A 21,379-nucleotide genomic window follows, 5' to 3' on the forward strand; every position below is an offset into this window, starting at 1 on the left:
CCCGGGCGGGAGGGCGGCATGACGATCCACCCGGACCGCTCGGAAACCCTGGGCCAGCTGCGCGAGCGCCTGCTGGCGCTGGAACACATGCTACGGAAGCGCTTCCAGGATCTGGGCGCCGGCAGCGACTTGAGCCCGCGCCTGGGCCACGAAACCGCCTTGATGCTGCAGGAAATGGGCGACCTGGTGCCCGCGCCGCTGTTCTTCGTCCACCCGCAGGGGCGGATCACCTTCTGCAACCAGGCCCTGGGCGACCTGCTGGGCCTGACCCGCAGCCAGGTGGAGGGCCACCCGACGACGGAGTTCCTGCCCCGGCTCGGGCTGGAGGAGATCCTGGCGGGCGGCGCGGAGCGCATGCCCCTGGAGTTGGAGAGCGGCCTGAAGCGGCCGGACGGCCGCGAGCTGCCGGTCCAGGTCCGGCTCTGCGTTCTGCGTGACGAGCAGCAGGGCGCGCTGGGCCTGCTGGGCAGCGTGCAGGACCTGAGCCCGCAGCTGGAGACCTTGAGCGCCCTGCGCCAGAGCGAGATCCGCTACCGCGGCCTGTTCGAGGAAGCCCTGGACGCCATCTTCCTGATGGAGGGCGAGCGCTTTGTCGAGTGCAATCCCGCCGCCTCGCGCATGTTCGGGCGCTCCGCGGCGGAGTTGGCGGGCATGCGGCCGCTGGAACTCTCGCCACCCCTGCAGCGCGACGGGATTCCCAGCGAACAGCGCGCCGCCCGGCACATCGCCGCCGCCGCGGCGGGCAAGCGCCAGTTCTTCGAGTGGCTGCACGCCCGGGTGGACGGCAGCACCTTCGACGCCGAGGTCTCGCTCTCGCCCCTGGACCTGGGGGAGCGCCACTTCCTGCTGGCCATCGTGCGCGACATCACCGACCGCAAGTACGCCGAGGCGGTCCTCAAGGCCTCGGAGGAATTCAACCGGGGTCTGATCCAGCACGCGCCCATGGGCGTGATGTACGTGGACCTCTCCGGCGTCCTGGTCTACGAGAATCCCGCCATGGAGCAGATGATGGGCGTGCCGCGCCAGGCGGCCTCCCGGGCGCTGGGCCGGCCCCTGGCCGAACTGCCCGGCCTGCACGGCGTGCCCATCGACGACCTGCTGGAGCGGGTGGGGCGCGGCGAGGTGGTGCGCAACCTGGAGCTGGACTACACCTCGATCTACGGGGTGCGCAGCCAGCTGCTGGTGCAGATCTCGCCCCACGCGGATGCCTTCGGACGGGTGAGCGGGGCGATCTTCATGGTCCAGGACGTCACCGAGCTGCGCAACCTGGAGCAGCAGCTGCGCCAGGCCCAGAAGCTGGACGCCATCGGCAGCCTGGCGGGCGGCCTGGCCCACGATTTCAACAATCTGCTGACGGGAATCAGCGGCAACGCCGAGCTGGCGCTCCAGCACATGGACGAGCCGGACTCCGTGCGCCGCTACCTGCAGGACCAGATCCAGATCTGCCAGCGCGCGGCGGAGCTGACCCGCCGGCTGCTGACCTTCAGCCGCCAGGAGGAGATGGCCCCCCGGCCGCTCCTGCTGCAGCGCCTGCTGGACGATCTGGAGAACATGCTGCGCCGGCTGATCGGCGAGTCGGTGGAGCTGGAGTGGCTCAAGGACGACGAGGGCTGGGCCATCCGGGCGGATCCCGGGCAGATCGAGCAGGTGGTGATCAACCTGGTGGTGAACGCCCGCGACGCCATGCCCGACGGCGGCAAGCTGAGCCTGCGCGTGCGAAACCTGGAACTCAGCCCCGGCCAGGCCCGGCGCGTGATGAGCCTGCCGCCCGGCCCCTACGTCCAGCTGGAGGTGAGCGACACGGGCCACGGGATCGAGGAGAACCTGCACAGCCGGATCTTCGAACCCTTCTTCACCACCAAGGCCCTGGGCAAGGGCACGGGGCTGGGGCTCTCCATCGTCTACGCCATTGTCAAGAAGTGCGGCGGCGCCATCACCGTGGAGAGCCGGCCGGGCTCGGGCACGCGTTTCCGGCTCTATTTCCCCTCCATCGGGGCTCTGCAGGTCCGCCAGATCGAAGTGCCCCAGGAGAGCGGCGAACTGCCCCGGGGCAGCGAGACCATCCTGGTGCTGGAGGACGAACCCGCCGTGCGCGAGCTGACCGTGCGGCTGCTGGAGCACTGCGGCTACCAGGTGCTGGCCGCCGCCGACGGGATGGAGGCCCTGGAGTTGGCCCGCGCCCAGCCCCGGCCCGCCGACCTGATCTTCAGCGACGTGATCATGCCCGGGATGAGCGGGCCCGCCGCCGTGCGGCGCCTGCTGGAGATCTGGCCCGACGCGCGCGTGCTGTTCTGCAGCGGGTACACGGACGGCGAACTCAGCCGCCACGACCTGAGCCCCGCCCAGGGCGCGCCCCTGCTCGGCAAGCCCTTCACGCTGGAATCGCTGAGCCGGCGCGTGCGCCAGGCCCTGGAGACGCCGGCCGGCGCGCGGGGGTCCGGCGCATGAGCACGCCCACCGAGCAGCGGCGCTCGCTGGCCGCCCGCGGGTTGCGCCAGGCCCGCCGCGGGCACAGCTTTTCCGCCCACGAGATCTGGGAGGAGCTCTGGCTGGAGCTGAGCGGGGACGACCGGCTCTGGCTGCAGGCGCTGATCCAGCTGGCCGTCTCCCAGCTGCACCGGGAAAGCGGCAACAACTCGGGCGCCCTGAGTCTGCGGGAGAAGGCCACGGTCAAGCTGGGCCGGCTGGCGGCGTCGGACTTCCACGAGCCCGAGTGGGCCGCGGGGCTGGGTCTGCCGTTGCCCTGCCACCTGCTGGTGCGCCTGGCCCGCCCGGACGGGGAGAGCCGGCCCGACGAACTCTGGGCGGACGCCCCGCCCCAAGGCGAGACCTCGTGAGTCGGCGGGCGGGAGAGTCCGCGACCGCCCGGCGGACCCGGGCCCGGGCGCTGGCGCAGCGGCTGCGGGAGGCCTACCCGGACAGCGGCTGCGCGCTTCGGCACGCCTCGGCGCTGGAGCTGCTGGTCTCCACCATCCTGTCCGCCCAGTGCACGGACGCCCGGGTCAACCAGGTGACGCCGGGCCTGTTCGGGCGCTGGCCCGACGCCGCGGCCCTGGCCGGGGCCGGGCTGGAGGAGCTGGCCGGGGCCGTGCACAGCTGCGGCTACCACAACCAGAAGGCTCGCGCCATCCAGGGCTGCTGCCGGCTGATCGTCGAGGAGCACGCGGGGCGCGTGCCCGACCGGCTGGAGGAGCTGGTGCGGCTGCCCGGGGTGGGCCGCAAGACGGCCAACTGCGTGCTGGGCACCTGGTACGGCCAGCCCGCCGTGGTGGTGGACACGCACATGATCCGCATCCTGGGCCTGCTTGACCTGACGGAGTCCCGGGATCCGGTGCAGATCGAGCGCGAAGTGATGGACCTGCTGCCGCCGGAGGAGTGGGTGGCCTTCACCCACCGGATCATCGACCACGGCCGGGCGGTCTGCGTGGCCCGGCGGCCGCGCTGCGCGGACTGCGGCCTGGCGGACCTCTGCCCCGCGGCGAGTACGTGAACCAGGCCCGACGCCGGGCAAACGAAAGGACCCTGACATGACGCCCGCCGACCTGACCCGGGTGGAGGAACTCACCCGCGAACTGCTGGCCCGCCTGGGCGAGAACCCGGAGCGCGAGGGTCTGCTGCGCACGCCGCAGCGGGTGGCCAAGGCCTGGGAATTCCTCTCGAACGGCTACCGAATGGACCTGGGCAAGCTGCTCAACGACGCGGTCTTCCACGAGGACTGCAGCGAGATGGTGGTCGTCAAGGACGTGGAGTTCTTCAGCCTCTGCGAGCATCACCTGCTGCCCTTCTTCGGCCGCGCCCACGTGGGCTACCTGCCGCGTGGCAAGGTCATCGGGCTCTCCAAGATTCCGCGGATCATCGACATGCACGCCCGGCGCCTGCAGGTGCAGGAGCGCCTGACCCACGAGGTGGCCCAGACCCTGATGCGCGTGCTGGAGCCCGGCGGCGTGGCCGTGGTGCTGGAGGCCCGCCACATGTGCATGCAGATGCGCGGCGTGGAGAAGCAGAACAGCTACGCCACCACCAGCGCCATGCTGGGCGAGTTCCACGACGACCAGGAGACCCGGGCGGAGTTCATGTCGATCATCGGGATGAAGACCATCTGAAAGTGGGATCACCCATCCCGGCGAGCGCAAGTCACAGAGAAGTCGAGCATCGGAGGAGCCATGGAATTCACGTATCACGACCCCTTCCCCCTGGGCCCGGACACCACGCCCTACGCCCTGCTGGGCCAGGATGACGTGAAGCTGCAGGCCTTCCAGGGCGACGAGCTGCTCTACGTGGGGCACGAGGCCCTCTCCCTGCTGGCCCGCCGCGCCTTCTCCGACGTCAACTACCTGCTGCGGCCCAGCCATCAGGAACTGGTGGCCCGCATCCTGGACGACCCCGAGGCCAGCGACAACGACCGTTACGTGGCCCAGGCCATGCTGCGCAACGCGGTCATCTCCGCCGAGCGCCAGCTGCCCTTCTGCCAGGACACGGGCACGGCCATCATCTACGCCAAGAAGGGCCACCACGTGGCCACCTCCGGCCGCGACGAGGAGGCCCTCTCGCGCGGCGTCTTCCGGGCCTACACGCAGGAGAGTTTCCGCTATTCGCAGATGCTGCCCCTGAGCATGTACGAGGAGAGGAACAGCGGCAGCAACCTCCCCGCCCAGATCGACATCGTGGCCTCCCACGGCACGGATTACCGCTTCCTGTTCGTGGCCAAGGGCGGCGGCAGCGCCAACAAGAGCCAGCTCTTCCAGATGACCAAGGCCGTGCTGACCCCGGCGGCGCTCAAGCCCTTCCTGGTGGACAAGATGCGCACCCTGGGCACGGCGGCCTGCCCGCCCTACCACCTCACCTTCGTCATCGGCGGCACCAGCGCCGAGACCGTGATGAAGACCGTCAAGCTGGCCTCCTGCGGCTGGTACGACAGCCTGCCCACCCAGGGCGGCCCCGGCGGCGCGGCCTTCCGCGACCTGGAGCTGGAGGCCGAACTGCTGGAGGAATCCCGCCGGCTGGGCATCGGCGCCCAGTTCGGGGGCAAGTACTTCTGCCACGACGTGCGGGTGATCCGCCTGCCGCGCCACGGCGCCAGCTGCCCCATCGGGATGGGCGTCTCCTGCAGCGCCGATCGCAACATCAAGGGGCGCATCGACGCCGAGGGCGTCTGGCTGGAGGAGTTGGAGCTGGATCCGGGCCGCTTCCTGACGGGCCGGCAGCTGGACGCCTCGACGAGCGTGCCCGTGGACCTCAACCGGCCCATGACCGAGATCCGCGAGGAGCTCTCCCAGTACCCGGTGAAGACCCTGCTGCGCCTGAGCGGCAAGCTGGTCGTCGCCCGGGACATGGCCCACGCCCGGCTCTTCGAGATGCTGCAGGCCGGCCAGCCGCTGCCCGCCTACTTCCGCGACCACCCGATCTACTACGCCGGCCCGGCCAAGACCCCCAACGGCAAGGCCACCGGTTCCTTCGGCCCCACCACGGCCCAGCGGATGGATCCCTACGTGGACGCCTTCCAAAAAGCCGGCGGCAGCCACGTGATGATCGCCAAGGGCAACCGCGGCCAGGTGGTCACGGAGGCCTGCCAGGCCAACGGCGGCTTTTACCTGGGCAGCCCGGGCGGACCGGCGGCCCTGCTGGCCCAGGAGCACATCTTCAGCCAGAAGGTCCTGGACTTCGTCGAGTTCGGGATGGAGGCGGTCTGGGAGATCGAGGTGCGTGACTTCCCGGCGATCATCCTGGTGGACGACAAGGGCAACGACTTCTTCCGGCAGCTGCTGTAGCAGTCGAGCGGGCCTGGGCCGGTATTCGGGTGCGAAGTGCCGCGCAGGCCCAGGCCGGCAGGAACGGGAGGCGGTCCGGATGCGGCGCGCCCTGCTCTTCATCCTGGGCCTGTTGTGGTTGACCGGCGGGCAGCCGCTGTCCGCCGCCCAGCAGGCCGATCCGCGCGGCAGCCTGGCGGGAAGCGTGCTGGACGCCCGCACCCAGCAGCCCCTGGCCGGAGCCAACGTGGAACTGCTGGGCGCAAGCCCGCGCCTGGGCGCCGCCACGGACCTGGAAGGCCGCTTCCGCATCCTCCAGGTGCCCGCCGGAACCTGGTCGCTGCAGGTCAGCATGCTGGGCTACGGCAGCGTGGTGCTGACGGACGTGGTGGCGCGGCCGGGGCGGGAGGATCCGCTGCTGGCGCGGCTGGCGCCCGTGGATCTGCGGCTGGCGGAGCTCACCGTGCGGCCCGAGTACTTCGCCGGGCGTCAGCAGACGGGCGCCGTCACCCAGGAGTTCGGGCGCGAGGAGATCCGCCGGGCGCCGGGCAGCGCGGAGGACGTCAACCGCCTGGTGCAGTCGCTTCCCTCCGTGGGGATGGGCGCCGACGACCAGCGCAACGACATCATCGCCCGCGGCGGCAACCCGCTGGAAAACCTCTTCCTGGTGGACGGCCACCCCATCCACAACCTCAACCACTTCGGCAGCCAGGGCGGCACGGGCGGCCCAATGGGCATGATCCACGTGGACTTCATCGACCAGGTGCACTTCTCCCCGGGCGGTTTCGACGCGCGCTACGGCGACCGGCTCAGCTCGGTGATGGAGATCCGCTTCCGCGAGGGCGACCGCGAGCGCAGCCAGGGCGAGGCCTTTCTCAGCCTGGCCGGACTGGGGCTGGAACTGGAGGGCCCGCTGGCCGGCGGGCGCGGCTCCTGGCTGGCCGGGGCGCGGCGCAGCTACCTGGAACTGCTCAAGAGCCAGATCGGCTACGCCAACGCGCCGGTGATGGCCGACCTGGGCGGCTCGTTCCAGCTGGACCTGGCGCGCGCCTGGCGGCTGTCGGGCCTGCTGCTCAGCGGCGTCAACCGCATCCGCTTCACCACGGCCGAGGACCCGGACCAGAACTACAACGTGGACCAGCTGCAGCACACGCTGGCCGGCGGACTGGCCCTGCGCCGGACCGCGGCGGACGGACGGCTGCAGTCCTGGCGTCTCACCCTCAACCAGCTGGATTTCGACCACGATTTCTCCGCCTGGAACGGCGGCAACCGGATCCGCAACCTGGCCCGCGAACAGACCCTCAGCCTGGCCCACGAGCGGGTCCGGCTGGGCCGGCGGCTGGACCTGACGCTGGGGCTGGGCCTGGACCACAGCGCCTCCGTCCACGACGTGCGGCTGGCGGAGATGCGCTCCAGCTGGGGCGACAGCCTGCCTGATCAGCGCCTGGACCTGCGCCACGGGCAGCGGCGGCTCTGGGCACTAAGCCAGGCGGAGTGGCGTCCCGTCCCCGGCCGCTCCCTGCGGCTGGGCCTGCGGCTGGACCACGACGACGACACGGGCAGCCTGGATCTGCAGCCGCGCGCCTCCCTGCGCCAGGCGCTGGGGCCGGCCTGGGCGCTCAACCTGGCGGCGGGCGGCTACGCCCAGGGCCTGCCCGTCTCCTGGCGCGTGCAGAGCGACGACCGGACGGCAGTCACCAGCATGAAGAGCCGGCACGCCCAGCTCGGGCTGGAGTGGCGGCCCCGGCCGGAATGGCTGGTGTCGCTGGACCTGTTCGCGCGCCGCTACCGGGACCTGCCCGTCAGCGGGCTCTCCCCGGACGTGCCCCTGGCGGACGCGGGCAGCTACTACGGTTACACCTACCTGGGGCGGCTGAGCTCCAGCGGGACGGGCCGCAGCCACGGCCTCGAACTGCTGGCGCAGAAGAAGCTGGGCGACCGGACCTACGGCAGCGCCAGCTACTCCTGGTCCGTCTCCGGCTACAAGACCCCCAGCGGTCCCTGGCGGCCCGGGCCCTTCGACCGGCGCCACATGGGCACGCTGATTCTCGGCTGGGTGCCCAACCACCGCTGGGAGATGAGCCTGAAGTGGCGGATCAGCGGCGGCCTGCCCACCACGCCCGTGGACGCGGCGGCCAGCGCCCTGGCCGGGGACACGCGCCACCGGCTGGAGGACTACCAGAGCGAGCGCCTGCCCGTCTACCACCGGCTGGATCTGCGGCTGGATCACCGCACGCAGGGCAAGCGCTGCAACCTGGTCCAGTTCTGGGACATCGAGAACGCCTACAACCAGAAAAACGTGGCCTACCGCTACTGGCACCACCGCGACGGGGAGGTCAAGACCTGGTATGGCTGGCGGATCATGCCGGTCTACGGGCTGACCCTGGAGTTTTAGGCCCCCCGCGGGGCCGAATGTGGATCCTGTCCGCTCCCGCGCGCCCCCGGACCTCAGCCGGGGTCGCCGCGCTCTGGGGGCCGGCCAGGTTCCCGCTGCTGAAGCGGCGGGGGCAATTATTGGCCGAATTCTTGCACCAGTTTCGGAGACGGCCGAAAACCGGGCTGAAAGCCTGATTCAGGTCGCCCCATCGTCAGGCAGGGGCGGCGACATGTTAAGGGCCAAGGCAAGGTGTAAGGTTTGATGGACGCGGCCGGGGAAGGGAATCTCGCCCTTCCGGATCCTTGTCCTTGTCTGCCTCTGGGCAGGTACCTACTTTGGAAACCGTTCAATGGGGCCAGGCCTGCGAGGGCCGGCGGGCCACTCAGAAACCTTTCAACTCGGGGAGACATGGAATGAAGTTCCGCAAAGACGAACGCGGCTTTACCCTGGTCGAAGTGCTGATCGTGGTGATCCTGGTGGCCATTCTGGCTGCCATCGCCGTGCCCAAGTACATCCAGGCCGTTCGCGGCGCCCGGGCGTCCGATGCCAAGGTGCAGATCAACGCCATCCTGAACGCGGCCAAGATCTATCAGCAGGAGACGGGCTCGTGGCCGTCGGACCTGACGATCATGACCGAGGGCGGCTACCTGGAGCTGGACAACGCCACCATGCGTCAGTGGACCTTCCAGCTGGTCGGCGACCAGCAGATCCAGGCCACCTCCACCGCCGAAATGAAGGGCGGCGCGGGCAACGTGGTCACCTTCAACATCCAGGAAGGGCGCTGGGAAGGCTACGGCTTCCCCAAGACCGCCGGCAATTAGCGAATCGCGCGGGTCGGCCGTCCCTCCGGATGGCCGGCCCTTTGCCGGACCGGCACGCTCAACTTGACCGTCCCCGACCACACGTCGGGGCGAGTGACTGGACTGCCCGGACCGCCGGACACGCCACTTCTCAATCCTGACCAAGCACTGGGGTCCGCGTGGAAATCGACCAGCTGTTGACTTTTGCGGTGGAGCAGGGCGCCTCGGACCTGCACCTGTCGGTGGGCAACACGCCCATGATCCGCCTGCACGGTTCGCTGAAGAAGTTGAACATGGGAGTGATGACCCAGGAGGCGATGGACACCTACGGCTCCCGGGTGATGAACTCCCGCATGAAGCAGGTTTTCGAAGAGAAGTACGAGGTGGACTTCTCCTACAAGTTGGAAGGCGTGGCGCGCTTCCGCGTCAACTTCTTCCAGCAGATCCTGGGCACCTCGGCCGTCTTCCGCACCATTCCGGACTCGCTGAAGTCCCTGGACGAGTTGGGGCTGCCCTCCAAGGTGCTGACGGAACTGGCGCTCAAGGACCGCGGCCTCGTGCTGCTCACCGGGCCCACGGGCTCGGGCAAGTCCACCACCCTGGCCGCCATGGTGGACATCATCAACGATGCCTACGAGAAGCACGTCATCACCATCGAAGATCCCATCGAGTTCTTCCACACCTCGCGCAACTGCATGATCAACCAGCGCGAAGTGGGGGCGAACACGCATTCCTTCGCCAGCGCCCTGCGCGTGGCCCTGCGCGAGGACCCGGACGTGATCCTGGTGGGTGAAATGCGCGACCTGGAGACCGTGCAGCTGGCGCTGACGGCGGCCGAGACCGGCCACCTGGTGCTGGCGACCCTGCACACCTCCAGCGCGACCAAGACCATCGACCGCATCATCGACATCTTCCCCAGCGCCCAGAAACAGCAGGTCCGCTCCATGCTGTCGGAGTCGCTGGAGGCGGTGGTGGCCCAGCGCCTGCTGCCCACCAAGGACGGCAAGGGCCGCGTGGTGGTGACGGAGGTGATGGTGGCCACCACGGCGGTGCGCAACCTGATCCGCGAAGACAAGATCTTCCAGATCCCCAACGTGATCCAGAGCGGGTCCAAGTCCGGCATGCACACGCTGGACGGCGACCTGCTGCGGCTGGTGCGCGAGGGCAAGGTGGACCGGCAGGAAGCCATCCAGATCGCGGAGAATCCCAAGGTCTTCGATCTGGAGCTGGGCGACCATTACGTCTGATCCCGGCGACGGGAAGGAGGGACCATGCGGCCACACGAGACGCCGGCCCGGCGGGCCTGGATCCTGGGGGAGACGGGCATCGCCTTCTACCCGCAGCTGCTCATCGCCGTGCTGCTGCTGATGGTCACCTCCACGGCCCTGGTAAAGAATATCTACCAGGCCCACGAACTGACCAAGCAGGAATACCGCCGCATGCGGGCCCTGGAGGAGTTGCAGGGCGAGATCGAGTTCTGGAAAGCCTCGGTCTACGTCTTCGGCATCAACCACCCGCGGCCCAGCGCGCGACACTTCGTGGCCCTGGACACGGGCAACCGCCGGGAGCGCGACTACGTGCTGGCGGAGTTCGAACCGGCGCCCCAGATCGACCTGATCCGCCTGGCGGGCATCGACGCCTTCCAGATCACCGTGTCCATCACCTGGCCCGAGGGCACCGCCATGCGCCGCGAAACCCTGCGCACGGCCGTGAACCAGCTGCGCTAGAAAGGATGACCATGAGGCTCCACGCTCCGCAGCGTTCCGACGCCGGCGTCTCCCTGGTGGAGATGCTGGCCGGCGTTGCGATTCTGGGCGTGGTGGTGCTGGGCATGGTCACCCTCCTGGTGGTGCAGGCGCGGCAGGTGGCGCAGGACAAGGTGCTCACCGACCTGCACTTCTACGCCGACGCCGTGCTGGACGAGGCCGCCGCCGCGGCCGCCCAGGCCAGCCAGGTGCTGCCCAACGGTTTGAACGAGCCGTTGACCGGCGCGCGCTTTGTGGAGAACCTGGAGTTCCGCCGGCTCGCCTACCGCAACCTGGGTCGCACCGCGGAAACCCGCCTGCTGCTCAACCGACGGCGCAACGTGCTGATCCTGCGCAACAATCAGCGGCTGGACTGGTGCAACGACTTCCCGCCGGCGGAACTGGATCCCCGGCGCGGCAACGGCCGGCGCCAGCGCGTCACGGTGCGGGACCTGACGGTGGGCGACTACCCGGATCGTCAGTGGCACATGCCCTACGTGCTCTGGCAGGATCTGGTGGAGCTCCGGCTGGTGCTGGAGCTGGAGGACCGCGACAACGGTCAGCGCCTGAGCCGGGAGTACCGCCGCGTGGTCTCCCTGCCCAATGCCGCCCTGTTGCGCCTGCGCACCCCGCTCTGGGAACGCGAGCGCGAGCAGCGGGACCGTCTCCGGCCCAATGCGGCCTTGGGGCCCCCCACGAACCGCTTCAACCACTCATCCGACCCGTCCCGGGTCAGAGGGGAGTCCGCATGAAGCCCTGTCGACTGCGCTCCGAGAGGGGCGTCTACCTGATGGAGCTGATGGTCTCCATCTCCATGATGGGCGTCATGGTGCTGGGCCTGACCACCGTGTTGATCGTCCAGGCCCGCCAGATGGCCCGCGACAAGATCCTCAACGACCTCCACTTCTACGCGGACCAGGTGCTGACCGAAGCCTGCGACTCCTTCGGCACGGCCCACGAGATCACGCGCAACGCCAATGCCGGCGGACGGGCCAAGGAGGACATCGAGTTCAACTTCCTGGGCTCCTTCAACACCGGCCGCCAGGTGGAAACCGCCCTCTCGCGGGAAGGGGATCGCAAAGTGATCGTCCAGCGCAACGGCATCCGGCCGGAGTGGATCGACGACTTTCCGCCCCCCCAGCTGGATCCGCGCATCAACAACGGCAAGCGCTTCCGCGTCTACGTGACGGACTTCCGTCTGCGGCCCTATCAGGACCGCCAATTCGTCAACGCGCGGATCACCAACATCCTGACGGAAGTGCTGCTGACCCTGGAGGTGGAGGATCGGGAGCAGGAGCAGCGCATCAGCCGCTCCTTCCGCCGCATCGTGACGGTTCCCAACAAGCACATCCAGGAAATGCGTCAGCAGAACCTGGGCGGTGGCGAATGAACACCGCCATCCGCTGGGGAGCCGCCTCCAACACGACTTCGAGGGAGGAGTCCGCCATGAAGGACATCACGCAGCGCCGTCCCAGTCTGCACTGGGCCGCCTCGGGGGACAGTGGCGTGGCCATCCTGCTGCTCACCGCCATCCTCAGCATGGTCGCCCTGAGCATCGCCACCTCGCACTTCATGCAGAACCGCTCGCACCGCTTCCAGCTGATGCGCGAGCGCGCCCAGGTCTACGCCCGCTACACGGCGGAATACGCCGTGGCCGTCCACGGACTGCCGCGCTTCATGCGCAACCCGGAGCTGGCCGACGCGGGCGCCGACGAAAACAACCTGATCGAGCCCGACAACCTGACCGACATCATGGACGCCGCCTACATGGAGGGGAACTCGGCGCACACCTTCCGCTTCAACTACCACGATTTGAAGATGGACAAGGTCTTCGACGTCTCCAGCTCCAAGCCCTACTACTTCGTGTCCGCCCAGGGCGAGGTGACCTGGCGCGACGACCGGGGCCGCGACCACTCCGTCATGCACCGCAGCGCGGTGGGCGTCACCTTCGGCGACTTCTCGCGCTTCATGTATTTCTCCAACGGCGAGATCGGCCCGGAGGGCAACCCCGTCCGCTTCGGCGTGGGCGAACGCATCTACGGCCGCGTGCACATCAACGGCGCCGCCGAGATGTCCCCGGCGGGCAACCCGATCTTCTACGGCCTGTTCAGCCAGACAGAGCCGGCGGTGATCAACCTGCTGGAGGGACAGTACCCGGCGGTCTTCCAGGGCGGCTGGATCATCCCCTACCAGCGCATCGCCTGGCCGCCGGACCGCGCCATCGAGCAGATCAAGGAACAGCGCCAGCCCAGCCACACCTACGAGGACAAGATCCTCCTGGACGGTGGCAGCGAGCATCCGGTGACCACCTACCTCGTGTTCGACCGCAGCCGCTACCACGTGGCCCAGTACATCGCCGACAGCCTGGGGCCGGGGGGCGACACGCTCTTCGTCCTGGGCGGCGGGCTGGACTGGCAGACCAAGTACCTGCCCACCGGGGCGGGCCGCGAGCTGATCTACGTCAAGGGCGTCTGCCGGCTGGAAGGCATCGTGCGCGGCAAGGTCACCGTGCTCTCCAGTGATAGCATGTTCATCATGGACAACATCATCACCGAGGACACGGTCCTGGGGCCCTGCCCGGGCGACCCGCCCGCGGAGAACACGCCCTTCGGCATGGTCCCGCTGGGCAGCCCCAACCGCATCGGGTTGGCCTGCGAGAAGGACATCCTCGTGGCCGCCACGCTGCAGAACGGCTTCGCCAACGGCATGATGACCCCGGTTTTGGAATGCGGGCAAGACTTCGAACCTGGCAGACTCCGCGACAGCAACATCGGCAATCCATGTGGTCAGGGCCGGCGGGACGTGATCATCACCGCGGCCATTTTCGCCGTGGGCTGCAGCTTCGGGGCCGAGTTCTGGAAGACCACGGCGTGGAATGCCTCGGTGCCCACGCCGGCACCCCAAGTGGAGGGCTGCGAAGGTCTGTCCAATACGAACGTCACCGTCTGGGACAGCGCGCCCGGCGGCGCCCGGCCGGACTGCATCGGGGCCCCCGACCTGGATGACCGGCGTGGGACGATCCACATCTGCGGCTCCATCGTCCAGACCCACCGCGGCTTCATCATCCGCAACCCGGTTGGGCCTTGGGGCAACGCCTGGATCGGCTATCAGCAGAAGAACTACCGCTACGATGAGAATTACCTCTCCGGCGGGCCGCCGGTCTGGTTCCGCGTGACCTACGACAGCGGCGCCCAGGACGTGGCGACGGAGATGGTGGTGCCGGATTATGACCGCTGGCGCAGCCTGCGGCAGACGGAATTGAACGAGTAAGTTTTTCGGGCGATCAGCAATAGCAAGGACACTGCGCATGTTCTTCGGTGGAAGTTCCAATCAGACGCTGGGGCTTGACATCGGCACGCACTCCATCAAGGCGGTGCTGTGCGAGTCCCATCACAAAACTCCCCGGATCCTCAAGGCCGGGGTGCGGGAGATCCGCGGCGAGACGGGCTACGAGCCCAAGAAGCTGCGCCGTGCCGAGACCTTGCTCACACTGCGTGAGCTGATGAGCGAGATGCGCATCAATCCCGGCAAGGTGAAGACCCTGGTGTCGGCGCTGGGTGGCCCGGCCACCAGCATGAAGGAAATCGTCTCGGTGCGCATGTCGGACGAGGAACTGGCTTCCAGCCTGATCTTCGAAGCCCGCAAGCACCTGCCCCTGGACGATTCCGACACCATCATCGACCACCAGAGCCTGGGCGAGGATCCCGAAGATCCGCAGAAGTCCCGGATCCTGCTGGTGGCCACCACGCGCAAGATGTACGGCTGGCACGAGGCCATCCTCAAGGACTCGGGCTTCAAGCCGGGCGTGGTGGACCTCGAGCCGCTGGCCCTGCTCAACAGCTACAACATGACGCAGGAACTGCCCGAACAGGGCCTGGTGCTCTTCCTGAGCCTGGGCGCCCGCGGCACGCAGTTCATCGTCACCGGGCACCAGAGCCGGGTCTTCTACCGCGAGATCCCCATCGGCGGCTTCCACCTGACGGAGGACCTGGCCCGCCAGCAGTCCATCACGCTGGACGAGGCCGAGACCCGCAAGTGCCGCCAGGGCGTGGAGGCCTTCCACGGCGCCGGCAGCGACGGCAAGCCCGCGCTGGCCCTGCAGCAGCGCACGGTGATCGAGGACTTCCTGGACGAGGTGCGGCGCACGCTGCGCTTCTATGCCAAGGAGACCGGCAAGAGCGACTTCGGCAAGGTGCTGCTCACGGGCGGCGGCGCGGCCATGCCCGGCCTGCCCGAGCTGCTGGCCGACAAGTTCTCCATGCCCGTGGAGATCTGGGATCCCATGGCCGGAATGGAAGGCGCTCCGGCCGGGGCGCGGGGACCGCAATTCGCCCATTGCGTGGGCCTGGCGCTGAGGAGGGACTGAGTTGCAACACATCTATCGCATCAACCTGAACAAGGGCGAGGACAAGGCCGCGCGCATCGCGCAGCAGCTGGACAACCAGCGCTGGGCCCTCCTCATCGTGTTTGCCCTGGTCTCCGTCGGCGTGGGCTGGATGGCCTGGGCGGAGAACCGGCAGCTGGATCAGATGATCTCTGACAAGCAGGCGAAGATCGAGAAGGTCAAGGCCGACCTGCAGCAGCTGACGGACACGGGCAACAAGCTGTCCAAGCGGGACATCCTGAAACTGGCCAAACTGGAGAAGAGCCGCCTGCTCTGGACCCAGAAGGTCATGGGCATGGGCATGGAAGTCTCCCATGACATGGCCCTGACCAGCGTGCGCTTCGAAAAGGGCTACCTGTACATCGTGGGCATCCACAAGGTGCGCGAGGGGCAGGATCCCATCGACAACATCATGGCCTTTGTCGACCAGCTCAAGGCGAACCAGCTCTTCAACCAGGACTTCGAGAGCGTGCAGTTCGCCTCCAGCCAGGACATCATCAGCCATGACCAGAAGGCCTTGCTCTTCGAAATCCAGTGCAAGGTCTTGCCGCGCTTCCTGGCGAAGGACGCCTCGATCACTCCGGAATCCTAGGACAGCAAAGGAAGCCCCGAATGAAACGCAACATCACCGGATACGTGCTGCTGATCGGCTTCGCGCTGTTCATGAGCTGGCTCTTCGGCAGCGTGGTGATCGCCAAGCCCCAGCGCATCGCCGAGCTGGACGCCGAGCTCAAGTTCCACCAGGAGAAACTGATCAGCGCCCAGATCCTGGCCAGCGAGCTGCGCAGTGTGTCCAACCTGATCGCCGAGAACCTGGCGGGATCCACGCGCGACGGCCTGACCGAGGAAGCCAGTCTGGATTTCCTCAACAGCCTCATCGGCCGGCTCAACAGCCTGGGCTGCGAAATCACTGACATGAAGACCTATCCCCGGGACAAGAACATCTCCGAGTACATCCGCACGCCCTACCAGGTCTCCTTCAAGGGCAACTTCACCCAGTTCGGCAAGCTGATCAACGAACTGGAGAAGGACAGCCGCCTGGTGACCATGGAGTACTTCAAGGTCAGCAACGACCTGGTCCAGCTGAACTTCGCCCGGACCTTCGACGACCTGAAGAAGCATGACTTCACCATCAAGATGTCCACCCTGACGCTGGTGCGCAGCGACCAGGACACGGACGCCGTGGCCTCCGGGGACGAGCCGGGCGCCAAGCCGGCCGCCAGCGCGGGCGGCAGCGCCAAGGGCGATTCCGACGTGCAGGCTGTCGGGCAGGCAACCGGCAAGAGCCCCAAGGAGGCGGGCAAATGAAAACCTACAACCAGCTGTTCTGGAATCTGCTGATCGCCCTCTTCTTCGTCTCCATTGGCTGGTTCGGGTGGCAGGCCTGGGGTCTGCACCAGCAGGTGGCCGAGCTGAAGGCCAAGCCGGACATCACCGTGGGCAGCGACCAGCGTCTGCAAGGCACGGTGGACGAGCTGGAGGCGCGCCTGAAGGAGCGCCAGACCTTCGTCTTCGAGAGCCGGATCGATCCGCTGGAACTGTCCCGCGTGGTGATTTCCAAAAACATCATGATGGACGACAAGAACTTCCTCGCTGCCCTGGAGAAGAAGCCCCGGCTGTCCTGCATCATCAGCGGCGACCTGCCCCGGGCGATCATCCGGCTGCGCAACAAGAACCACGTGGTGTCCGCGGGCGACCGCTTCGAGGGCTACCAGGTGGCGGACATCGGTCGCGATCAGGTCCGTTTGAGCGGCAATGGCCAATCCCTGACCCTCAAGGTGGAAGCCGCCACCAAGGATCTGGCCAAGCGCCTGTCCCAGGGCAACTTCGAATTCTAGGTCGAATTCACTGAAACACGGAGATAGACCCCGATGACCAAACGATCCCTCCTTTCCATCTGCTGCGGAGGCATCCTGCTGGCATCCTCGTGCTGGCTCGCGCCGACGGCCCTGGCCGTCACTCCCAGTCTGGACAACCGGGTCAGCATTGACGCCCAGGATGCCAATCTGGCGGACATTCTGGCCATTCTGGCGCGCCAGTCAGGCTACAACATTGTCACCGGCTCCGAGCTCAGCCAGGAAAAGGAGAACGACTTCGGCCGCATCTCGCTGCACATCAAGGACACGCCGGTCCAGGAAGCCCTGGATCTCGTGGTGCGCGCGGCGGGCCTTTCCTACGAAAAAGTGGGCAACAGCTTCCTGGTGGCCGACCCCGCCAAGATCCAGACCCAGGTGGGCCTCAACAGCTACGTGATTCCGCTGAACTACGTCTCGGCCAGTGAAGTGCTGAAGATGGTCCAGGACATGACCAAGCTGGCCCAGGTGGACACCAGCGGCAACGCGCTGATCCTGCGCACCTCCACCAAGGTGCTCGAGGAAGTGCGCGACGTGGTCGCCCGGGTGGACCGCCCGGCGCCCCAGGTGATGCTCGAGGCCAAGCTCATCGAAGTGGTCGTGGGCGACCAGGAACTGATGGGCGTGGATTGGGGCAAGCTGAACAAGATCACCAACATCTTGGCCGAGAACGGGACCGTCCGGCAGGACTGGATGATCCCGGACGATTGGGGGAATCCGACCTCCAACCAGGGCTGGAAGAACAACGCCGGCGGCCCCTGGCTGTGGATGAATGAGATCCAAACCCCGCGCGGCTCCCTGCCCCAGACGGCGCCCTTCCAGCCGCTGGACCTGGACAACATCGGCCACTTCAGCCGGCAGATGACCGCCTTCGACGTCACGCTGAACTTCATGCTGCGCAACAACAAGGCCAGCGTCCTGGCGGCCAGCCGCGTGGCCACCCTGAACAACCGCCCCGCCAACATCAGCGTGGTGGACGTGGTCAGCTACGTGTTCAACGCCGGCGGCCAGTCCCAGCAGATCACGGTCAAGGAGCAGGAAGTCGGCATCAAGCTCGGCATCCTGCCCCACATCAACCCCGAGGGCTGGATCACCACCGAGGTCTCCCCGGAAGTCAGCTCCATCGTCGACTGGAAGGGCATCAACTCCGACGTGCCCCAGGTGAAGCGCCGGACGGCGACCACCACGGTGCGCGTGAAGGACAGCGAATCCATCATCATCGCCGGCCTGCTGGAGACCCAGAAGACCCGCGTGGTCAACCGCATGCCCATCCTCTCCAAGCTGCCCTTCATCGGCGGCCTGTTCCGCTCCAACGAGGAGCGCATTTCGAAGACCGACTTGGTCATCCAGATCACCCCGCACATCCTCATGCCCGAAGGCACCTGGACCGAGCCGCTGCCGGCCAACATCCAGGAAGTCGAGGACGAGCTGCGCCTGGACGACCTGATCATGGATAACGACAAGTAAGGAGTGCCACGATGAAGAGTCTGAGATTCCTACTCCCCGCGCTCCTGGCGTTCGCCGCCCTCATGTGGACGGCCTGCGACAGTCGCACGGTGACCAACCAGGACAACACGGGCACGGGCGGCCGGCAGGTGGCGCAGGTGGAAGTCAGCGTGCAGAACGGCGAGGTCTACTACAGCCAGTCCTCGCGCACGGCCATCCGCGACACCGTCACCGTGCTGGTGTTGGACGCCGAACGCACGGCCATCTCCGGCGTGACGGTGAGCTGCCAGGTACAGTCCGCCTTCGGCGGCGCCCTGATTCCGCTGACCAACCACCTGACGGACGACAACGGCGAGGCGCGCTACGCCTTCCGCGTGCTGCCCAGCGACCAAGCCTTCGAGGGTGACCAGACCGTCACCTTCGTGGCGGCGGCGGGCAACCGGACCGGCTCGGCCAGCCTGACCCTGATCGAGCAGAGCGACATCCAGCTGGCCTTCCTCAATCCGGCGGACGGCAGCACCATCTATCGAATGGAAGACGCGGCCGAGACCCTGCCCGTGCAGGTCTACGCCTATCGCGACGTGACCGTGGGCGACGAGACCCAGCGCGTGGGCGTGCAGGGCGTGGCGCTGAACTTCAGCGTCGCCTCCGTGGGCCCGGGCATCGCGGGCGTCGTCTCCGCCCAGGGCGTGACGGGCGCCGACGGCGTCACCGGCAACGTGTATTACGCCAATTCCTCGAACCAACCGACGGACACGGTGCGCGTCCGCTTCACGGCCGCCATCTCGGGCAGCTCGGACTTCTTCACCACCTCCACCGTCAATCTGCTGAACGACTTCGGCTACAGCCTGCAGCGCGTGCTGCCCCAGAATCCGCAGCTGCGCGGCGACCAGCTCTGCTCGGATTCCACCCGCTTCGTCTACCAGTTCCGCGACCGCAACAACAACCCGGTCTCCGGCGCGCGCTTCAACATCGAACCCAGCTTCGGCGAACTGACCGACCAGAGCATGTACAGCCTCGTCACCGACGACGCCGGCATCCTGACCTTCGCCTGGCGCTCCTGCGAGCTGGAGGGTGGCGACCTGGTGCTCTCCATGGTGCAGTCCAGCGGGCGGGCCTTCAACTACCTCTTCGAGGTGGCGGACGCGCGGCCCATCGACCTGGTCATCTTCAATCCGGTGCCGGGCGGCGAGCTGGAGATCGACAGCGAGTGCCTGGAAGAGAACGTCACCAACGTGCGGGCGTCGCTGAAATACAACGACACCAACACGGCCATCGTGGGCAAGACCGTGACCTTCAGCGCCACCTTCGGCCAGATGGGGGCCACGGCCATCACGGACGCCAACGGCGTAGCCAGCGTGACCTGGCATGATTGCGACGAGAGCCACGCCGGCCAGACCCTCTCCCTCAGCGTGGCGCTGGTGGGTTACGGCTCGGCCACGAACCTGCAGGACGTGCAGGACTACCCGGTGGACCTGCCGCTGGGCACGCCGCACCACATCACGCTGAGCATCGACAACCAGACCCTGCCGGATCCCGACAACGGCTCCCTGCAGAGCAACGTGCTGGCCACGGTCTTCAACAGCCAGAACCAGCGCCTGGGCTCCGGCGTCCCGCTGGGCTTCAAGACCAATGGCATCGGCCAGGTCACCGCGGGCGCCTTCACCAACGAGCAGGGCCAGGCCGCGGCCGTCTTCAGCATGAACAACCAGACGGGCGTGAGCAGCGTGCGCGCCTACTTCGTGACGGGTTCGGGCACCCAGGCCGACACCCTGTGGAGCAACGTCTCCACCGTGACCGTCAACTCGGGCCTGCCCGTCAACGTCACCATGGCCACGGCCACGCCGCGCATCCAGATCCTGGGCTTCGGCTCGGCCTCGGAGGCGCTGGTCCAGGCCCGCGTGGTGGACGCCTCGGGTTCGCTGGTGACCATGGACATCCCGGTCAAGTTCTTCCTGCAGGCCAGCCCGCCGGAGAGCTACCTCTCCACCCCGGGCATGGAGGACGTCCACTTCATGGGTGACACCCTGGTCGCGGTGTCCCAGAACGGCATCGCCCAGATGGTGATCAACGCCGGCCGCCGGCCGGGCGTGGTCCAGGTGGGCGCCGTGATCAACGACATGGGCATCGACGTGTATTCCAGCTATCCGCTGGTGACCATCGTGGCCGGCCCGCCGGCCTACGGCACGCTGGACTTCGATCCCACGGGCGATCAGGTGGGCGCCTCCATGTGGCGCGTCACCTGGGCCGCGCACTTCTGGGATCGCTATTCCAACGACGTCAAGGACAGCACGGCCGTCTACTTCTTCCTGGATCCGGCCAACCTGGCCTCCATGGACGGTTTCGGCATGACGGGCTTCGACGCCGAGGACGAGGAAGACCTGCACGGCGTGGCCAAGGATTACATGCTGTACCACTGTCAGGCCATCGGCGCCGTCATCGACACGGCCTGGGCCTGCACGGCCGGCGAGATCCCGCTCTTCGAGAATCCCTTCGATCCGGAAGAGATCACGGGGTGGCGCACGGGCAACGTCTGCGTCTTCAAGCAGACCCCGGACGGCACGGCGGAATTCCAGCTGCCCTTCCAGCCCGGCGACCGCGACGACAACCTGACCATCGAGGTCAGCACGGACCAGGTGGTGTTCCCCATGCTTCCCTGCCCGGGCATGCCGCCCTGTCAGGACGTGACCGTGCGCGCCACGCTGCGCGACGGCTACGGCTGCCTGGTGAGCAACCAGTTGATCCAGTTCTGGTGCTCCAACGGCGGCACCTTCGATCCCACCGAAGGGATCACGGACATCATGGGCCAGGTGACCGTCACCCTGACCATCTGTCCGGACGTGCTGGAAAACACGGGCGTGCTGTGCGACGACGACACCCCGCCCTGCTACCGGTACAATCCCTACAACCTGAGCCTGGGCGCCGTCCGCCAGCCGGGTGGCCCGTCCTCGGACGTGGGCATCATTCAGGTCACGCGTCCCTGCGACTGATGCAGTTCCGGCGGGGGTCCACCGGGTGGGCCCCCGC

At 67.5% G+C, this 21,379-nt stretch carries 18 protein-coding genes; all 18 read left to right on the plus strand.

What is annotated here, in order from left to right; translation table 11 throughout:
• Positions 1–18 precede the first annotated feature (18 nt).
• The 18 genes from WC326_03340 to WC326_03425 all read left to right on the plus strand — a co-directional run bounded on the left by WC326_03340 (position 19) and on the right by WC326_03425 (position 21,342).
• Positions 19–2,448 (plus strand): PAS domain S-box protein, encoded by a 2,430-nt coding sequence (locus WC326_03340; GenBank protein MFA7330089.1) that lies wholly within the window; start codon positions 19–21, stop codon positions 2,446–2,448.
• On the plus strand, positions 2,445–2,837 hold the full coding sequence (locus tag WC326_03345; GenBank protein ID MFA7330090.1) for a DUF309 domain-containing protein: 393 nt from the start codon (positions 2,445–2,447) through the stop codon (positions 2,835–2,837). The genes WC326_03340 and WC326_03345 overlap by 4 nt, the downstream gene beginning before the upstream one ends.
• Entirely contained in the window at positions 2,834–3,490 is a 657-nt protein-coding gene (nth, locus tag WC326_03350) for an endonuclease III (GenBank protein MFA7330091.1), read from the plus strand. Before WC326_03345 ends, nth begins: the two co-directional genes overlap by 4 nt.
• A gap of 37 nt (positions 3,491–3,527) precedes the next feature.
• Positions 3,528–4,103, plus strand: coding sequence for a GTP cyclohydrolase I FolE (folE, locus tag WC326_03355; GenBank protein MFA7330092.1), 576 nt, complete (start codon positions 3,528–3,530; stop codon positions 4,101–4,103).
• Between the two features lie 60 nt (positions 4,104–4,163).
• Entirely contained in the window at positions 4,164–5,768 is a 1,605-nt protein-coding gene (locus WC326_03360) for a FumA C-terminus/TtdB family hydratase beta subunit (protein ID MFA7330093.1), read from the plus strand.
• 79 nt (positions 5,769–5,847) lie between these two features.
• The gene (locus WC326_03365; protein ID MFA7330094.1) at positions 5,848–8,142 is read left to right on the plus strand and encodes a TonB-dependent receptor; all 2,295 of its coding nucleotides are present in this window, start codon (positions 5,848–5,850) and stop codon (positions 8,140–8,142) included.
• 395 nt (positions 8,143–8,537) lie between these two features.
• Positions 8,538–8,945 (plus strand): prepilin-type N-terminal cleavage/methylation domain-containing protein, encoded by a 408-nt coding sequence (locus WC326_03370; protein MFA7330095.1) that lies wholly within the window; start codon positions 8,538–8,540, stop codon positions 8,943–8,945.
• A 158-nt stretch (positions 8,946–9,103) separates the two neighbouring features.
• Positions 9,104–10,171: a type IV pilus twitching motility protein PilT gene (locus tag WC326_03375; GenBank protein MFA7330096.1), complete on the plus strand. Its 1,068-nt coding sequence runs from the start codon at positions 9,104–9,106 to the stop codon at positions 10,169–10,171.
• A 24-nt stretch (positions 10,172–10,195) separates the two neighbouring features.
• Positions 10,196–10,651: a hypothetical protein gene (locus tag WC326_03380; GenBank protein ID MFA7330097.1), complete on the plus strand. Its 456-nt coding sequence runs from the start codon at positions 10,196–10,198 to the stop codon at positions 10,649–10,651.
• Positions 10,652–10,662: 11 nt separating this feature from the next.
• Entirely contained in the window at positions 10,663–11,421 is a 759-nt protein-coding gene (locus WC326_03385; protein ID MFA7330098.1) for a prepilin-type N-terminal cleavage/methylation domain-containing protein, read from the plus strand.
• Positions 11,418–12,059: a hypothetical protein gene (locus WC326_03390; GenBank protein ID MFA7330099.1), complete on the plus strand. Its 642-nt coding sequence runs from the start codon at positions 11,418–11,420 to the stop codon at positions 12,057–12,059. Before WC326_03385 ends, WC326_03390 begins: the two co-directional genes overlap by 4 nt.
• Positions 12,060–12,115: 56 nt before the next feature.
• Positions 12,116–13,939, plus strand: a complete 1,824-nt coding sequence (locus WC326_03395) for a hypothetical protein (GenBank protein ID MFA7330100.1) — start codon at positions 12,116–12,118, stop codon at positions 13,937–13,939.
• Positions 13,940–13,976: 37 nt separating this feature from the next.
• Positions 13,977–15,035, plus strand: a complete 1,059-nt coding sequence (pilM, locus tag WC326_03400) for a type IV pilus assembly protein PilM (protein MFA7330101.1) — start codon at positions 13,977–13,979, stop codon at positions 15,033–15,035.
• A gap of 1 nt (position 15,036) precedes the next feature.
• Positions 15,037–15,645: a hypothetical protein gene (locus WC326_03405; GenBank protein MFA7330102.1), complete on the plus strand. Its 609-nt coding sequence runs from the start codon at positions 15,037–15,039 to the stop codon at positions 15,643–15,645.
• Between the two features lie 20 nt (positions 15,646–15,665).
• Positions 15,666–16,361, plus strand: coding sequence for a hypothetical protein (locus tag WC326_03410; protein MFA7330103.1), 696 nt, complete (start codon positions 15,666–15,668; stop codon positions 16,359–16,361).
• The gene (locus WC326_03415; protein MFA7330104.1) at positions 16,358–16,891 is read left to right on the plus strand and encodes a hypothetical protein; all 534 of its coding nucleotides are present in this window, start codon (positions 16,358–16,360) and stop codon (positions 16,889–16,891) included. Before WC326_03410 ends, WC326_03415 begins: the two co-directional genes overlap by 4 nt.
• A 33-nt stretch (positions 16,892–16,924) precedes the next feature.
• Positions 16,925–18,373, plus strand: coding sequence for a secretin N-terminal domain-containing protein (locus tag WC326_03420; GenBank protein ID MFA7330105.1), 1,449 nt, complete (start codon positions 16,925–16,927; stop codon positions 18,371–18,373).
• An 11-nt stretch (positions 18,374–18,384) separates the two neighbouring features.
• The gene (locus WC326_03425) at positions 18,385–21,342 is read left to right on the plus strand and encodes an Ig-like domain-containing protein (protein MFA7330106.1); all 2,958 of its coding nucleotides are present in this window, start codon (positions 18,385–18,387) and stop codon (positions 21,340–21,342) included.
• The last annotated feature ends 37 nt before the right edge of the window (positions 21,343–21,379 follow it).

The organism is Candidatus Delongbacteria bacterium, assembly GCA_041675285.1.
Classification (GTDB): Bacteria; CAIWAD01; CAIWAD01; order CAIWAD01; family CAIWAD01; genus CAIWAD01.

Excerpts from the sequence above, each read along its gene's own strand:
- WC326_03340 (MFA7330089.1), top strand. The coding sequence starts at position 19 with ATGACGATCCACCCGGACCGCTCGGAAACCCTGGGCCAGCTGCGCGAG.
- WC326_03345 (MFA7330090.1), top strand. The coding sequence starts at position 2,445 with ATGAGCACGCCCACCGAGCAGCGGCGCTCGCTGGCCGCCCGCGGGTTG.
- folE (MFA7330092.1), top strand. The coding sequence starts at position 3,528 with ATGACGCCCGCCGACCTGACCCGGGTGGAGGAACTCACCCGCGAACTG.
- WC326_03360 (MFA7330093.1), top strand. The coding sequence starts at position 4,164 with ATGGAATTCACGTATCACGACCCCTTCCCCCTGGGCCCGGACACCACG.
- WC326_03365 (MFA7330094.1), top strand. The coding sequence starts at position 5,848 with ATGCGGCGCGCCCTGCTCTTCATCCTGGGCCTGTTGTGGTTGACCGGC.
- WC326_03370 (MFA7330095.1), top strand. The coding sequence starts at position 8,538 with ATGAAGTTCCGCAAAGACGAACGCGGCTTTACCCTGGTCGAAGTGCTG.
- WC326_03380 (MFA7330097.1), top strand. The coding sequence starts at position 10,196 with ATGCGGCCACACGAGACGCCGGCCCGGCGGGCCTGGATCCTGGGGGAG.
- WC326_03385 (MFA7330098.1), top strand. The coding sequence starts at position 10,663 with ATGAGGCTCCACGCTCCGCAGCGTTCCGACGCCGGCGTCTCCCTGGTG.
- WC326_03390 (MFA7330099.1), top strand. The coding sequence starts at position 11,418 with ATGAAGCCCTGTCGACTGCGCTCCGAGAGGGGCGTCTACCTGATGGAG.
- WC326_03395 (MFA7330100.1), top strand. The coding sequence starts at position 12,116 with ATGAAGGACATCACGCAGCGCCGTCCCAGTCTGCACTGGGCCGCCTCG.
- pilM (MFA7330101.1), top strand. The coding sequence starts at position 13,977 with ATGTTCTTCGGTGGAAGTTCCAATCAGACGCTGGGGCTTGACATCGGC.
- WC326_03410 (MFA7330103.1), top strand. The coding sequence starts at position 15,666 with ATGAAACGCAACATCACCGGATACGTGCTGCTGATCGGCTTCGCGCTG.
- WC326_03415 (MFA7330104.1), top strand. The coding sequence starts at position 16,358 with ATGAAAACCTACAACCAGCTGTTCTGGAATCTGCTGATCGCCCTCTTC.
- WC326_03420 (MFA7330105.1), top strand. The coding sequence starts at position 16,925 with ATGACCAAACGATCCCTCCTTTCCATCTGCTGCGGAGGCATCCTGCTG.
- WC326_03425 (MFA7330106.1), top strand. The coding sequence starts at position 18,385 with ATGAAGAGTCTGAGATTCCTACTCCCCGCGCTCCTGGCGTTCGCCGCC.